Consider the following 16378-nt stretch of genomic DNA (forward strand, 5'->3'; position numbering starts at 1 on the left):
GCTCGCTTGTAGCATGCTAAAATTAATAATACATTGATTGCACACAGTGAAGTAGGCGTATACGATTCATGTACATTTTGTAGTCGCACAAAATTTTCCGTAGACAAAACGTAGACAACATGAAATTTAGAACAATACAAATGCTGTATTGTAGCTCATATTATAGATGCTTTTATAATTATTTGGGGGAGAAGATATCAGCAATACTTCCTCACAAAAGATAGGAAATTATTGTGAATGAATTGAGTAGTTATTTTAATAAGTTAGCTGTGAGAATACACTATGTTATTCTTCATATTTAGAAGGTGGCAAACTCATTGCTTGTGGATATTTTTTCTTTCGGCTTGCACGGTAATCTTCTTTGGCTTTTTCGAGTTGTCCCAATTGCTCATAACAATATCCGCGACTGTATTCTGCTTTTCCATCGACAAAGGCACGTGCTTTAATGACTCGCGAAAGGTTTTTGATAGCAGCTTCGTAGTCTTTATTAATCAAATCGATAATACCAATATTTTGAACCGAGAGAAAGTCTCTAGGATTGGTTTCTAAAATTTTTTCAAAAATAACGCGCGCCTGTGCATATTGTTGTTTTACAAACAAGTCGTACGCTTCTTGATGTTTTTCTTTTACTTCTTTGCTGCTTAAATAGGATTTAAATTTGAGTTTCCCCATCACTTCTTTTTTTGCATCTACCAGTTTTTTGCTATACGTATTGTATGCAATTCCAGTATCCAACACTTTCAACATTAAATCACTGTCTTTGTAAAACTCATACATCGTATTGGCTTTCGTTTCCCATTCGTTAATATCTCTTGGATTGTATTTAGAATAACGATGCATAGCATTCAGCAAACTTGCGGTATCTTTTCGTTTTGCATAAATCTTTTTCAACATGTAATAATTGGTCTTAAATGCTGGGAAAATATCAAAAACTTGTTCCGAATAGTATTGTGCACTATCTAAATTATCTTTTACATTTAAAAAGATTTCTGCTTTAAATGATTTTACCAACAACGCATCTACATTGTATGATTTTGATTCGTTTAAAATTTTCAACGCTTCGTCATATTGCTTTGCTTTGATGGCGTAATTTGCTAAAAACACATTATTTACCGTTCCTACATAACTCAATTGCGGATAGTTTGTCCATTGTTTTTTGACACTTTCAAAGCTATTTTTAAGCTTCTTATCACTAAATAACGTTTTGCCCATTAAATCGGTTCGAAGATTACGCTGCAATTGATACGCACTCAGTATCGCATAATTAGAAGCTGTACTCACCACACTGAATAAAAACAAAATCCCAAACAACGCGTATGGTAATTTTTTGTTGGAAGTTGCAGGTTGATCGCTTTTTTTTGAGCGTGTAAAAGCAATTAGCAAACTTACCGTGAAAATAAAATAAAACTGAATTGGTGGTCGCTCTAGCGGAAAGTTTAAAAGTGCGTCAAACGTATACGAAGCCGCTACTAAAAAAATAGCGAAATACACCCATTGCATTTCATACGAAGTTTCGGTGCGCATCAACTTAAAAAACCAGAGCAATGGAAACACAAATAAGCTTACATACAACAAAAAACCTACAATTCCAGTCTCAGCAAGTTTTTCTAAAAAATCATTGTGTGCTCGTCTTGGATTGGCGAACGCACCTTTATTATTATTGAAGTTTTGATAATGCTCTCTTTTACCAACTGCTTTGTAATTTCCGTAGCCAACACCTAAAATTGGACTTTTCTTAAAGTTTCTAATTGCCAAAGCCCACAGTGAAAACCGCCCAGAACTAAGATTCGATTTCTTTTGAATGGTAATGGTATTGTTTGCTATTTTACCTTCTTTTACAGCACTATTTTCCGCAATCGTCTTTCCTTTATAAAAATCAATATTCTTTGGGTTGAGCATGTCATCCAAAGAATTCATAGTGCCTTTTTCAATTTTATTCACATTGACCACCATTAAAATGACAAACAACGGTGTCAATGCTAAAATGATGGTTTCTTTTTTTAAAGAAGCTGTATTTTTCTTTTTGATAATTCCGAAGAGTAAAAAACCAAGGATGCAAAGGAACATAAAACTCAACGAAACCATGGCCGATCTTGAACCTACTAAAAATAGTGCCATCATCCCTAAAATGATTGCAAGGAGCGAAGTATATTTCCAAATTTTGGTAAAATGAATAAAACCATATATCAATAATGGCAACTGCACCGCAATAAAAGCAGTATAAATGTTCACATTGGAAAATCCACTTCGAAGTCCATTTACAAACTCCAACGATCGCATCAATGCTGCATTTCCATAAAAATAATTTACAGCGCGCCAACCATAAAACCCTACCAAAACGATAGAAACTTTACAGGCAAATACAAAAAATGCCTTCGGGTTTTTTCTCACGAAAGTGTACACGCAAAAAAAGGCAACTATAATATTTACAAAACGCGACAAGTGTACCAAACTTTCACTTGCATTAATAGCGGTAATCATGGACAAACAACCTACAGTAAAAAATCCTGCCAGCAACCCGAGATACAATTTTGCGGTTTTCTGTAACTGAAATGCTTGAAAAAAATGGTTGTTTTTTACAATAAAAATCAACGCAACAATATTGAGTAACGACACATACAACCATTGTGGCGCATCATAATCCATGGCATTTAGCAAAGGAATAAAACACGACATCATATACAAGAGTAGAAAAACATGTGCAATGATCAATTGATTTGGAAGTTGGTTTGTTGCGGAAGCCGCGTTGCTTTTAGGCTTGTTTTTAGGCATTGCTTGGATTTTTACGTCATGAAAAATACTAATTTTCACCGTGTAAGTCAAATGAATTCTAACGACTATTAGTCATGACTTTCAAAACAAATAAAGAGAAAAATATTGAAATCTGATAAAATGTTTTTTAAAAGAATAGAAGAAACCCGATTAAACGCATCAATACAACGTTGATTGCTGTTACAATAACAACGTATTTATTATAAAAAGTGATAAAGGATTCTACGAATAGTTAGTATCTTTGCAATGCAAGAAAAAGAGAGTATGATGGAAAAAGAAATTATGTTAGATATTGAAAAAATACGCAAAGATTTTCCTGTGCTTCATCGTGAAGTCAATGGAAAACCATTAGTATATTTTGACAACGCTGCAACTTCACAAACGCCACAGCAAGTCATTGATTGTATTGTGGATTATTATTCTCGCTACAACGCGAATATTCATCGTGGCGTACATACCTTGAGTCAAGAAGCGACCGATGCGTATGAAGAAGCACGTATCAAAATACAGCAACATTTCAACGCGGCAAAACCGTATGAAATAATCTTAACCTCAGGAACTACCGATAGTATTAACTTAGTAGCAAACGGTTTTTCGTCTTTCTTGGAAAAAGGAGATGAAATTATTGTTTCAGCATTAGAACACCATTCTAATATTGTGCCTTGGCAAATGTTGTGTGAGCGTACGGGCGCTGTTTTAAAAGTAATTCCGATGTTTGAAAGTGGACAGTTAGACATGGAAGCATACACGTCTTTACTCAATAAAAACACAAAATTGGTGTTTTGTAATCATGTGTCAAATGCATTGGGAGTGATCAATCCGATAGCATTTATCATAGAAAAAGCACACGAAGTTGGTGCAGCCGTTTTAATTGATGGCGCGCAAGCAGCTCCACATATCAAAGCAGATGTGCAAGCACTAAATGTAGATTTCTACGTAGCTTCTGCACACAAAATATGCGGTCCAACGGGCGTTGGTGTGTTATACGGAAAAGAAGATTGGTTGCACAAATTGCCACCATACAGAGGCGGCGGCGAAATGATTGACCAAGTAACGTTTGAAAAAACAACGTATGCAGGTTTGCCACACAAATTTGAAGCAGGAACACCCAATATTTGTGGCGTTATTGCTTTTGGCGCTGCGTTAGACTATATGAATGACATCGGTTTTGAAGCCATTGCGGCGTATGAAAACGAATTATTGGAATATGCCACTGAAAAATTACTGGCCATTGGCGATGTTACTATTTATGGAACAGGTGCAAAAACGGCGGTGATTTCTTTTAATATAGAAAACATTCATCCGTACGACATTGGTACCATTGTAGACAAACTCGGAATCGCAGTGCGGACAGGACATCACTGCGCACAACCAATAATGGATTTCTATAAAATTCCAGGAACGGTAAGAGCTTCATTTTCGTTCTATAATACCAAAGAAGAAATTGACGTTTTTATTGAAGCTGTACAGAAAGCTAAAATGATGCTTTCGTAAAAACGAATATAAAATACCGCTTATCGACAGAATCGACCTATTGGTCGATTCTTCTTTTTTGTAGTAAACTGAAAATCAACCCTGTATTTCGTCGATAACGTCAGTAATTTTCACTTGTAATCTAAAAATGACAAAATGTTATATTTGTAACAATTGTTCTGTAAAAATGCTATTTATCTAAAAAATTAGCAAAAACCTTAAAATATTCTTAAAAAAAACTAGTTTTGACAGATTTTTATTAACCCTAATACACAAATAATTTAATTATGAAAAAACTTCTAGTAAGCATGTTCGCGCTTGGCGCAATCATGGTGTCTTGTAGCGATGACCAGGCTGTAAACACAAATGACTTAGAGCAGCAAAAAGCAGATATGAGTGACTTCTACTTATATACTGAGAACACTGAAAAAGCAGCTGGAGGCTGTTATTCAATGCAAAAATTAAATGCACAGCTTGACAAAAATCCTGAGTTATTTGAAAAAATGTATGACATTGAGAAAAAGTTTCGACAAAACTCAATAGCTCAAAGACCAGGAAATGGTAACGGCGGCGGTAACAACGGCGGCGGCGGCGGAGATCCAGAACCACCAACAGATAACTTAGGTGTGGTAACAATTCCTGTGTATGTACATGTTGTATATAGCAACAGCAATGAAAATATTAGCGATGCGCAGATCAATTCGCAAATGGCGGTATTGAATGATGACTTTAGAAGAACAAATAATGATGCAAACCAAACGCCATCTTTATTTGCTCCCGTAGCGGCAGATACTGAAATTCAGTTTAGCTTAGCAGGAACATTCAGATACTCAAACTCAAGAACTTCTTGGGGAACAAATGACTTAGTAAAAGCTACATATCCACCAGTAACACCATCAACTCACATGAATATTTGGGTGTGTAACATTGGAGGTGGAATCTTAGGATACGCGCAATTCCCAGGTGGAAGTTCAGCAACTGATGGTATTGTAGTAGGACCACAATTTTTTGGAACTACAGGTTTTGTAGCATCTCCATTTGACGAAGGTAGAACGACAACTCACGAAGTAGGTCACTACTTAAATCTACGTCACATTTGGGGAGACGGAAGATGTAACAGAGATGATTTTGTTTCTGACACACCAACTTCTGACAGACCAAACTACGGATGTCCTTCATTCCCAACAACACACTGTCGTTCAACAGACATGACTATGAACTACATGGATTATACTAACGATGCGTGTATGAACATGTTTAGTGAAGGTCAAAAAGCAAGAATGCGTGGTGTATTAGTTTCAGGTGGCGCAAGAGCTAGCTTAGTAAACTAACCTATATAGTGCTAAATTTAAATTTAAGAAAGACGTCATTATTGGCGTCTTTTTTTGTATTATTATACGAACCGAATTTTAAACCCATTCATCATGAAATATCTACTAGTTCTATTCTCCATCACACTATTTGCTAAAGGTTGTAATGATAAAAATCCCGATGAGGAAACTCTAAAAAATGCCCAAGACAAAATTTCTATCCAGTATGAAGCGTCTACGCGAGGATTTTATCAAAAAATAAATTTGACCAAAGAACTATTTTCTCTGACCAAAATTCGTGGTGGCAAAGTTTCTGTACAACAAGAAGTTTCTGAGGAAGATTGGAACGAAATTGTAACACTTCTTGATAAGATAGATGCTGAAAAACTCAAAAAAAATTATATGAATGCAGACGATGTTGGACGAGATGCCGTTATTCCTGCAATATTGCAAATTAGTTACAAAGAAAATGTAGTTACCAATGTAGAGTTTGGACATGGAAATCCGCCCAAAGCACTTGCCGCACTCATGACAAAAATTGAAGCAATGGCAAATGCAGTTGACAAACCGTAATAGTTGTTGTATTTTTGCGTCTAATAAACCATTGTGTAAAGGAAGAAGAAATGACGATACAAGAAATACAAGACGAAATTGTAGACGAATTCAGCATGTTTGACGATTGGATGCAACGGTATGAATACATGATTGACCTCGGAAAATCATTGCCTTTGATTGATGAAAATCTTAAAAAAGACGAAAACCTCATCAAAGGTTGTCAAAGTAAAGTATGGGTTCATGGAGAAATGAATGACGGGAAACTCGTATTTACCGCAGATAGTGACGCCATTATTACCAAAGGAATCATTGCGATTTTAATTCGTGCATTTTCCAATCAACATCCAGCAGCTATTATTGATGCCAATACCAATTTTATTGATGAAATTGGCTTAAAAGAACATTTGTCACCAACACGTGCCAACGGATTGGTGAGTATGATCAAACAACTAAAGTTATACGCAATCGCGTATCAAACACAACTCAATTAACATGTCAGAAACAACGATAGATACAGACGCTTTAGGCGAAAAAATAGTACGCGTTTTAAAAACAATTTACGATCCAGAAATTCCAGTAGATATTTACGAATTAGGATTAATTTACGATGTTTTTATCAATGAAAACTTCGATGCAAAAATTTTAATGACGTTGACATCACCAAATTGTCCTGTTGCAGAAACGCTTCCGCTAGAAGTAGAAGAAAAAGTAAAATCGCTCAAAGAAATCAACAATGCTACCGTTGAAATTACCTTTGAACCGCCATGGGACAAAGATTTAATTAGTGAAGAAGCAAAACTAGAATTAGGTTTACTATAACTATGGCAGACGAAATCATCAATAGAGTAGCGCAGAGCAAATTGGTTACTTTCAACTTGGAAGATTATTATCCAAATGGTGCGCGTGTGCAATTTGACATTTCTGGCTGGTTGATGGAAGGATTGATTCTTCGCGAAAAAGAATTCCGAAATCATGTTGCCGAACACGATTGGTCACAATATCAAGGAAACTATATAGCGTTGCATTGTAGTACAGACGCTATTATTCCTGCATGGGCATACATGTTGGTGAGCGTATATTTAACGCCTTTTGTCGAAAAAGTTATTATTGGTTCGTTAGAAAATCTAGAAACGTCCATTTACCAAGATATCATCCGAAATTTAGACGTTTCGGCATATCAAGATGCACCTGTAATTATAAAAGGTTGTGCCAACAAACCTATACCAGACAACGCCTACGCGATGATGGTTGCCAAATTACACGGTGTGGCAAAAAGCATTATGTATGGCGAAGCTTGTTCGTCGGTTCCTTTGTACAAGAAGCAGAAAAAATCTTAAAACTTCATTTAATTTACTGATTATCATTTGTTTAAATAAATTATTTTAGTTTTGTAAACTAATGTTCAAATTTTATATTTGCCCTCGCAAAAATAAAAAGGTTGTGAAATAAATTCTTACATTAGCTATGATAACTAATGTTTACAAAAAATCATTTTACATCACTCATAAACAAATAAAAATAAACAAATGAAAAAAATCGTATTTGCTATTGCACTATGTGTAGGATTAAGTTCAATGAATGCGCAAACTGCGGAAGAATTGAAAGCACAAAAAAAGGAAAAACAAGCAGCCGCCGATGCTTTGCAAGCAGAAGCTAATGCAATTCAAGCACAAATTGATGCACTTCCAGGTTGGAAAGTAGGTGCTTTTGGAACTATTGGTGGAAGTCTTTCAGAATTCAACAATTGGTATGCGCAAGGTGTGCCAAACAACGCTTCAGGAAACATCGGATTTACCGTAAACGCGTATTCAAACTTAAATCAAGAAAAATTCTTTTGGAACAATAGTTTAAATGTAAACTTAGCGTGGGTAAAGTTAGACGACAAAGACGATCCAACGGATAGCGACAAATTCAGAGAAGCAACAGACGTATTCAACGTGAGTTCCTTATACGGACGCAAATTGAGCGATAAATTTGCAATTTCTGGATTGATGGAATACAGAACCACGTTACTAAGCAACTTCAACGATCCTGGATACTTAGATGTTGGTGTTGGTGGAACTTGGACGCCAATTTCAAACTTAATCGTAGTAATTCATCCATTAAACTACAACTTTGTATTTAGTGATAATGATACTGTATTCGAATCTTCGTTAGGTGCTAAAATTGTAGCAGATTATACAAGAAGTATCGGAGCCATCAACTTTAAAACCAACTTATCAATGTTCCAAAGTTATGAAAGCAGCGACTTATCAAACTGGACATGGACAAACTCATTCAGCTACACGTTGTGGAAAATGATTGGTGTTGGTTTTGATTTCGGATTAAGGCAAAACAAGCAAGAAGCGGTAAACTTCAATCTTGCACAAGGAAATGCAGGAACTACGTTTGACAATGTAGATAACAAATTACAATCATACTGGACTATTGGTTTGAGTTACAAACTATAAATAACATACCAAGCTCATATACAAAGCGTTTCCATTGGAAGCGCTTTTTTTTTAAACTAGATTTTAAAATATTTTGCATTCAGAATTTGCCTTAAAGTCGCAGACCTTTTATTTTTGGCGCTTTATTTTTTAAAACGAAGTACTCACTATGAAAACTGCACTAACGCTCTGCCTATTGTTCATAAGCACATTGGTTACTGCACAGGAATTACAAACATCGAAAGTAGTAAAAGCTACTATCATAGGTTCTGCTAGAATTCAGGAATCATACACACCAAAAGATACGATTCCGAAAGGTTGGCGATCTCGCGGGAATATTTCGTTTCTTTTCAATCAGACCGTATTTTCTAATTGGGCAGCTGGAGGTGAAAATACCATTTCGGGAACTTTGGGTATTACGTATGATTTGAATTACCATCAAGAAAAGTGGGATTGGGACACAAGAATTGTAGCAGCATACGGTTTGATACAAACGCGAAACAGTGAATTTGCTAAAAAAACAGACGATCGTTTTGAGTTGAATTCTGTCATTGGTAAAAAAGGAAAAAACAATTGGTTTTACTCGGCATTTTTGAACTTCAGAACACAAATGACCAAAGGATTTCGATTTGAAACAGACGAAAACGGAAAAGAAATTCGCACACAAAATACCAATATTTTGTCGCCAGCATACATTTCGTTTGGACCTGGATTGTTATGGAAAAAAGGTGATAACGCTAACTTCAATCTTGCGCCTGCAACTTCCAAAATGACGATTGTAGATCCTAATTTTACCTTGCCAAACTCCGCATATTTTGGCGTTGCAGAAGGGAACAGTCTTCGGTACGAATTGGGAATGTATGCTTCTGGCTATTATAAATTTACGTTGTTTGAAAATATTGTTTTGGAAAACATTCTCAACGTGTATTCCAACTATTTAGAAAAACCTGAAAATATAGATCTTGATTTTACGGTAAATGTCATCATGACGATTAACAAATATCTTTCTGCAAACATTAACTTTCAAACTATTTACGATGACAATGCGTTCCGAGGCTTCCAAACGCGTGAAGTATTAGGGATTGGATTGAATTATGGGTTTTAACAATAAATCTTTTTCATAGTGCTTCTCAATATTACTTTTCTTCATTTTATTTCGAAAAATCATCCGAGGTGACGTGTGGGAATGACGATTTTTTTGATGCGTCTTTGCGAGAATTTTACAAAAAATTCGTGGCAATCTGTTCATCTCAAATACAAATTTGCGTATGATTTTATCAGATTGCTTCACTACGTTCGCAATGACGCATCAAAGGAGTTTCCGTAAAAAGATAAAAAATCTACAATCAAAAATCGTAAATCACTACGTTAACGGACTTCTTCACACAAAAACAACTTCCATTAACACAAATCCAAAAATCGAGTAAACACAAGTATTTCCAGCGTTTTTTAGGTTAACAATCGGTTAACGAATGTGTTTTGTATGGCTACTCATCTTCGAATTGCTACTTTTGAATTGTTGAAACTGCCAACGAACCAATAATACATGAAAAACAAAATCACCATATTAATCATCGCGTCTATTGCTACGTTACTGGCGCTTTCTGGCATTCAAGCCTATTTGGTAGAAAACGCGTATCAGCTCAAAAAGCGTGCATTTATCAAAGAAACAGACGATGCAATTTCAGATATTGACAACCATCCTGAATTGGATTCATTGGTTGATATTTTAGGAGAAGAGTTGCAAATTCACTTGAGCGATTACAAAAATGGGCGTATCAGCAAAGCTGAGGTAACTCGTAAGCTTCAAACAAGCGGTGATAGTGTGAACACTTTCTACATGGAACGTTACCGGAAAGAATTGGAAACCATTAATTTAGGCTACGAAATTCGCTATCAGCGACAACTTTCAAGCATTATATTATTTGATGGACAAGAAACAGACAGTATTTTTCCGTATGCAACGAAAAAACATGTGACGATTTTAGGGGATGATTTTAACAATGAAAATTCGAGTGTCATCAAAAGTTCACGAACGTATACGGAGTTTGCGTATGTAGCGCAAGAAAACGATAGCGTGTTTACAAAATCACTCGATTTAGAATTAAAAATGCGCGATGTCATTTTAATTGTCGATTGGCAAAGTATCGTATTCCGCCGTATGGGAATCTTGCTTGTATTTTCAGTGTTGCTAATGTTGTTTGTGGTGGGATTGCTCTATTATTCGATTAAAAATTTAATCAAACAGAAAAAAATTACAGAAGTAAAAACCGATTTCATCAACAATATTACACACGAATTAAAAACGCCGTTGGCAACCTTAGGTGTCGCTTCCAAAAGCTTAAAAAACAAGGAAATTCGCAATTCTGCGGAAGCGTTCGATCACACCTTAAATATTGTAGACAGACAAAATACGCGCTTGCAAAAACTCATCGATCAAGTATTAACGAACAGTCTCAGTGCCAACGACATTGTATTATCGAAAGATTCCGTGATAGACAACGCGTATTTTGAAGATTTAATTGCAGATTTTCAACTGTCTACACAACAACGTAATTTAACGATTATAAACAATGTATGCAGAGAAGAAGTATTATTGCGAATAGACACATTTCACTTTACCACGGCACTTTTCAATATTTTAGAAAACGCGGTGAAATATGGAAATCCTCATACAGAAATTATCATTGAAACCTTGCTAAAAGGCAACGAATATTGCATTCAAATTACGGATAATGGCGTGGGAATTGCAACAGAAGATCAAGCACAAATATTTGACAAATTTTACCGCGTAAGTCACGGAAATGTACACAATGTCAAAGGTTTGGGACTTGGATTGTATTACACAAGTCAAATCGTAAATGCACACGACGGCACTATTACTGTAAAGAGCGAATTGTCAACAGGAACCACTTTTACCATCTTAATACCAATTAACTAATGCAAAAAACCAACATTTTACTCGCAGAAGACGATTATGATTTTGGAAGTATTTTAAAACAATACTTAATGATTCACAATTTTAATGTGACTTGGGCAACCGATGGAGAAGAAGCATTGACGCTTTTTACTTCAGATAAACATCAAGAAGAAAATGCCTTTGATATTTGCGTATTTGATGTGATGATGCCAAAATTGGACGGTTTTTCATTAGCAGAAAAAGTGATTCAACACAACCCAGAAATTCCCTTTATCTTTTTGACAGCCAAGAAGATGAAAGAAGATAAAATACGAGGATTAAAACTCGGAGCCGACGATTATATCGTCAAACCATTTGAAGCTGATATTTTGGTATTACGCTTGCAAAACATACTGAAACGAACGCAAAAACAGCGAATTTCATCAAAAAACGAACAGCAATACGCAATTGGAAAGTATGTATTTGACAGCGTAAATTATCAATTGAAATTCAATGGAGAAACCCAACGAATTACTGAAAAAGAAGCGCAACTCATTCAGTATTTCTACGATCACAAAAACCAACTCATCAAACGAGAAGACGTTCTTGAACATGTGTGGGGAAATGACGATTTCTTTTCTGGAAGAAGCATGGATGTATTCATCAGCCGACTTCGGAAATACTTTAAAAAAGATGCAGCCATCGCTATTGAAAGTACGCGTGGTGTCGGATTGACTTTTAAAATCGTCACAGATTAAATTAAACATTCATCAAAATTTAAAAATAGAACAAATGAAAAATTTACTCATAACAACAATCTTAATGCTGGCATTTCACATAGGATTTGCACAAGAAGAACCACCAACACCACCAACGCCGCCAAATTCATCTTCAAACTACAGTAGTTCTATGAAAAGTAGTGGCAAAAATGGAAGTACTTCTGTGTCCGTTAGTCAAACAGATGACGATTATAAATTCCGAGCGCGTTTTCCAAAAAACAGATATGCAAAATTGAAAACGCTCATTGAAAACACACTTGGCGGAAAAAATATGGACATTGGAAAAGGATATTCCAAATGGAGCAATGACGAAAAGGTATATTATGTGAAGCTGACAGAGAAAAACTTACGCATGACGGTTGACTTAAATGTGGCTTCGCCAGATTTGGCAGCGAAAATCAGTGCTTTGGGAAAAGATGCTAAGCTTATTATTTCTGGAAGTACTGTAAAAGTTGAGCGTGAACGCATGCAACGTAAAGCAGATCGTATGCGCGTAGAAGCAGATCGTATGCAACGTGAAGCAGAGCGATTGGAACGACAAGCATTGCGTGAAGCAGAACGTACAAAAAGAATGGCACAACGCGAAAAAGAACGCATGCAACGCGAGCAAGAACAGATAAAACGCGCTGCGAAACGTGTAGAACGTGAAGCCAAACGCGTAGAGCGCGAAGCAAAACGATTGGAAGAACAAGCACGTCACAAAGGTGGCGTGAGTTCTTACATCAAACGTTTGTTGGACGATCCGAAAACAAAATACACGGCAACTTCTGGCGCAAATCTGAATTGGATTTGGCCAGAAGTTCAAGAAAATCTCTTGGCGTCTTTACTAGAAGATAATTTAATCAAATCTACCGCTGAAGTAACGTTTACCACAGAGAAAGATCGCATGTATAGCAACGGTGCAGAACTTACAGCAACGCAGTATGAAAAGTACAACAGTATGCTTCGCAACGCAGGAATTCAGTCAAATGCTGATTTTTCATTTTACAAACAAGCAGATCATATTGTGGTCATTGGTCTAAATGCACGGATTAAAAAAGTATTTAACGATTTACACAAAAAAGGACATATTGCTTCTACTGATGAAGCCATAAAGCTTTTGATTGATGGAAATAGCATCACAAAAAACGGAACTGTTTTAGGGAAAGAAAAAGTAGCTGCCTACAATGCCATTCTTCGTGACAACGGCATTATTCCTGCGCCTGGAAAATATATTGAAATGAAAAAAGCAGGAAGTTATCGTTTGGGCTATAGCTTGGGAAGCAAAGGAATTGTGGGGACTTGGATTGAAGAAAAGCGTTAATAAAAAAAGAGCCTATACAAATAGACTCTTTACATTCAGTACATAGTATCAAAAATACTATCTGTCAGTTGGTGCATTAATAGGATCTTTTGGTGGACAAACGTAACACCAAGTTAATTTTGTTGGATTTGTACAACTTAAAATATCGTCAGATTTTCCCGGAGCTGCTCCTCCAATTTTTTTAACAGTTAAATCAGATACTGATTTTTTGTTTAACGCCAATTTTTTCAAATTTTTTTTCATAATGTAAACTTTAATAAAGGTTTATACTTGTGTTCAATCAAAAAGAAGTTGCGCTTTTTTAAAATTGTTACCCAATAAGAAGAAATTACACCAATTTTTCTATGAGAAGCGAAGTTGCTTTGGCAGTATAGCACACTGCGAATGATTTGCATAGCCGTAGCTACGGAAAATAGTCGCAAGGAAATAAGAATGCTGAATGAACGAGCTTATTTGTTGCACCTTATAGTAGAATTGGTATTACTCATTCTGTGTATTGTATTGCTCTAAAAAGAAAAATTGTAATGCAGCATAAAAAAAAGGAAATACTCACAAGCATTTCCTTTCGTTTGAAGTCAAAGTTATGTCAATTCCTCGTAATCTGGATACAAGAAATTATTATATGGAAAACGCGTTACATGAATTTCACGAACTACATTGTATACTTTTCGTTTAAACTCATCTAAGTTTTCTTTGTTGATGGCGGAGATGAACAAGACTTCTTCTGCAGAAGAGTTCATCCATGTTTTTTTCCAATCATCTAATGTGTAATGTGCTTTGGTTTTTTCGGTAATCAAATCATCACTCTCAATAGTTTCATGCGTGTAGGCATCAATCTTGTTAAAAACCATAATAGTAGGTTTATCAGCACTTTTTATCTCACTTAAAATCTGATTCACAGAAGCAATATGATCTTCAAAATTTGGATGTGAAATATCTACGACATGCAATAACAAATCGGCTTCGCGCACTTCGTCTAAGGTACTTTTGAAAGAATCGACTAATTGTGTGGGTAACTTTCGGATAAATCCAACCGTGTCACTCAATAAAAAAGGTAAATTTCCAATGACTACTTTGCGCACCGTTGTATCAAGCGTTGCAAACAATTTATTTTCGGCAAATACGTCACTCTTACTAATGACATTCATTAAGGTAGATTTTCCAACATTGGTATATCCAACTAGAGCGACTCTAACTAATGCGCCTCTATTGCCACGTTGAACCGCCATTTGCTTATCAATCGTAACCATTTTTTTGCGCAATAAAGCAATCTTGTCACGCACAATACGTCTATCGGTTTCAATCTCCGTTTCTCCAGGACCACGCATTCCAATTCCTCCTCGTTGACGTTCCAAGTGTGTCCATAAACCTGTCAATCGTGGTAATAAATATTGGTACTGTGCCAATTCTACTTGTGTGCGTGCATAACTTGTTTTAGCACGTTGCGCAAAAATATCTAAGATCAATCCCGTTCGGTCAATAATCTTACATTTCAATAAGCGTTCAATATTTTTTTGTTGTGAAGGAGACAATTCATCATCAAAAATAACGGAGCCAATATCATTTGACTTTACAAATTGTTCTACGTCTTCCATTTTTCCCGTTCCGATAAATGTTTTCGGATTCGGAATATCAATCTTCTGTGTAAAACGTTTTACGACTTCACCGCCAGCTGTGTACGTTAAAAACTCAAGCTCGTCCAAATACTCTTTTGATTTGGCTTCATCTTGATCTTTCGTAATTACTCCAATAAGGACGGCGCGCTCGTACGCAATGGTTTTCTTCTCTAGCATAGATAAAATTAAAAGACAAAGTTACACATTTCCTTTGTTGATTTTAGTACTTTTATGCTTATAAACTAACATAATAGGTTTTAATGGAGAAAAAAAATACGATTCGGAAATATCATACAGTAGCATTTTATAATCTTGAAAACTTATTTGATACTTTGGACGATCAGTATGTGTTGGATAATGATTTTTTGCCAAATTCGGATCGTAATTGGACACCCGAACGTTATGAAAAGAAAATTTACAAACTCGGAAGTGCCATTTCAAGTTTAGGACCTGAAGAAGCTCAAAATGCACCTGTACTCTTAGGTGTTGCTGAGGTAGAAAATAAAAAAGTGCTTCGAGATTTGGTGGAATCCAAGAAGCTTCAAGAATATGAGTATGATTTTGTGCATTACAACTCACCAGATGAGCGAGGTATAGATGTTGGTTTATTGTACCAAACAGAATATTTTGAAGTAATTACATCAGAATCCATTCCTGTACTATTATATGATGAAGAAGGCAAGCGCGATTTTACACGTGATACATTATATGTAAAAGGATTGCTCAATAACGAATGCATTCACATCTTTGTCAACCATTGGTCTTCTCGCAGAGACGGAGTTGATGAAACGGCGCACAAACGCATCAAAGCCGCAGAAACCGTTCGTGAAAAAATAAATTACATTCAAGCCGAAGAACAAGATCCGCACATTATTATTATGGGCGATTTTAATGACGATCCCACAAGTGACAGTGTGCATAAGTATTTAATGGATACCGATTTATACAATCCGATGGAAAAATTGTTGACCTTATATAAAGGTAGTTTAAACTACAAAGGAGAATGGAATCTATTTGATCAAATTATCTTCACTACAAATTTCTTCGATTACAAAAAAAGCACACATAGTTTTGCTTCCGCAGATATTTTCGACGAACACTTTTTAGCACAGTGGAAAGGCAAATACAAAGGCAATCCTTTCAGAACTTACGCTGGCAGAAAATATTTAGGCGGATACAGCGATCACTTCCCAGTGTACATACAATTGAAATTCAATAACTAAACGGCTATTTTTTCAACTA

Annotated in this window: 15 protein-coding genes; 12 read left to right on the forward strand and 3 right to left on the reverse strand. The window is 35.8% G+C overall.

The window, feature by feature from the left end; all coding sequences use genetic code 11:
- Window positions 1-285 precede the first annotated feature (285 nt).
- Window positions 286-2772 carry an O-antigen ligase gene (locus tag KORDIASMS9_RS07215; RefSeq protein WP_114902200.1) on the reverse strand — a complete coding sequence of 829 codons (2487 nt, stop codon included), beginning with the start codon at window positions 2770-2772 and terminating at the stop codon, window positions 286-288.
- 282 nt (window positions 2773-3054) lie between these two features.
- On the opposite strand from KORDIASMS9_RS07215, the gene KORDIASMS9_RS07220 reads away from it, so the two are divergent.
- The 11 genes from KORDIASMS9_RS07220 to KORDIASMS9_RS07270 all read left to right on the forward strand — a co-directional run bounded on the left by KORDIASMS9_RS07220 (window position 3055) and on the right by KORDIASMS9_RS07270 (window position 13520).
- The gene (locus KORDIASMS9_RS07220) at window positions 3055-4266 is read left to right on the forward strand and encodes an aminotransferase class V-fold PLP-dependent enzyme (RefSeq protein WP_114905174.1); all 1212 of its coding nucleotides are present in this window, start codon (window positions 3055-3057) and stop codon (window positions 4264-4266) included.
- A gap of 266 nt (window positions 4267-4532) precedes the next feature.
- Window positions 4533-5576, forward strand: coding sequence for a M43 family zinc metalloprotease (locus tag KORDIASMS9_RS07225; RefSeq protein ID WP_114902201.1), 1044 nt, complete (start codon window positions 4533-4535; stop codon window positions 5574-5576).
- Between the two features lie 93 nt (window positions 5577-5669).
- Entirely contained in the window at window positions 5670-6128 is a 459-nt protein-coding gene (locus tag KORDIASMS9_RS07230; protein ID WP_114902202.1) for a hypothetical protein, read from the forward strand.
- A gap of 50 nt (window positions 6129-6178) precedes the next feature.
- Complete coding sequence (locus KORDIASMS9_RS07235) at window positions 6179-6601, forward strand: SufE family protein (protein WP_114902203.1); 423 nt, start codon at window positions 6179-6181, stop codon at window positions 6599-6601.
- A gap of 1 nt (window position 6602) precedes the next feature.
- Window positions 6603-6929, forward strand: coding sequence for an iron-sulfur cluster assembly protein (locus tag KORDIASMS9_RS07240; protein WP_114902204.1), 327 nt, complete (start codon window positions 6603-6605; stop codon window positions 6927-6929).
- Between the two features lie 2 nt (window positions 6930-6931).
- Window positions 6932-7447 carry a DUF2480 family protein gene (locus KORDIASMS9_RS07245; protein WP_114902205.1) on the forward strand — a complete coding sequence of 172 codons (516 nt, stop codon included), beginning with the start codon at window positions 6932-6934 and terminating at the stop codon, window positions 7445-7447.
- 189 nt (window positions 7448-7636) lie between these two features.
- Window positions 7637-8560, forward strand: a complete 924-nt coding sequence (locus tag KORDIASMS9_RS07250) for a DUF3078 domain-containing protein (RefSeq protein WP_114902206.1) — start codon at window positions 7637-7639, stop codon at window positions 8558-8560.
- Between the two features lie 148 nt (window positions 8561-8708).
- Entirely contained in the window at window positions 8709-9644 is a 936-nt protein-coding gene (locus KORDIASMS9_RS07255; protein WP_114902207.1) for a DUF3078 domain-containing protein, read from the forward strand.
- A 441-nt stretch (window positions 9645-10085) separates the two neighbouring features.
- Complete coding sequence (locus tag KORDIASMS9_RS07260; RefSeq protein ID WP_114902208.1) at window positions 10086-11480, forward strand: sensor histidine kinase KdpD; 1395 nt, start codon at window positions 10086-10088, stop codon at window positions 11478-11480.
- The gene (locus tag KORDIASMS9_RS07265) at window positions 11480-12196 is read left to right on the forward strand and encodes a response regulator transcription factor (protein WP_114902209.1); all 717 of its coding nucleotides are present in this window, start codon (window positions 11480-11482) and stop codon (window positions 12194-12196) included. Before KORDIASMS9_RS07260 ends, KORDIASMS9_RS07265 begins: the two co-directional genes overlap by 1 nt.
- Before the next feature lie 34 nt (window positions 12197-12230).
- Window positions 12231-13520 (forward strand): hypothetical protein, encoded by a 1290-nt coding sequence (locus KORDIASMS9_RS07270; protein WP_114902210.1) that lies wholly within the window; start codon window positions 12231-12233, stop codon window positions 13518-13520.
- Window positions 13521-13577: 57 nt separating this feature from the next.
- On the opposite strand, the gene KORDIASMS9_RS07275 is transcribed toward KORDIASMS9_RS07270, so the two are convergent.
- Together KORDIASMS9_RS07275 and hflX are read right to left on the reverse strand one after the other, a co-directional pair.
- Entirely contained in the window at window positions 13578-13763 is a 186-nt protein-coding gene (locus KORDIASMS9_RS07275) for a hypothetical protein (protein WP_114902211.1), read from the reverse strand.
- A 338-nt stretch (window positions 13764-14101) separates the two neighbouring features.
- On the reverse strand, window positions 14102-15313 hold the full coding sequence (gene hflX, locus KORDIASMS9_RS07280; protein ID WP_114902212.1) for a GTPase HflX: 1212 nt from the start codon (window positions 15311-15313) through the stop codon (window positions 14102-14104).
- A gap of 83 nt (window positions 15314-15396) precedes the next feature.
- Here hflX and KORDIASMS9_RS07285 point away from each other — a divergent pair, with 83 nt between their 5' ends.
- A complete protein-coding gene (locus KORDIASMS9_RS07285) occupies window positions 15397-16359 on the forward strand; it encodes an endonuclease (protein ID WP_114902213.1) in 963 nt (320 codons plus the stop codon).
- The last annotated feature ends 19 nt before the right edge of the window (window positions 16360-16378 follow it).

This window comes from Kordia sp. SMS9 (genome assembly GCF_003352465.1).
Classification (GTDB): Bacteria; Bacteroidota; Bacteroidia; order Flavobacteriales; family Flavobacteriaceae; genus Kordia.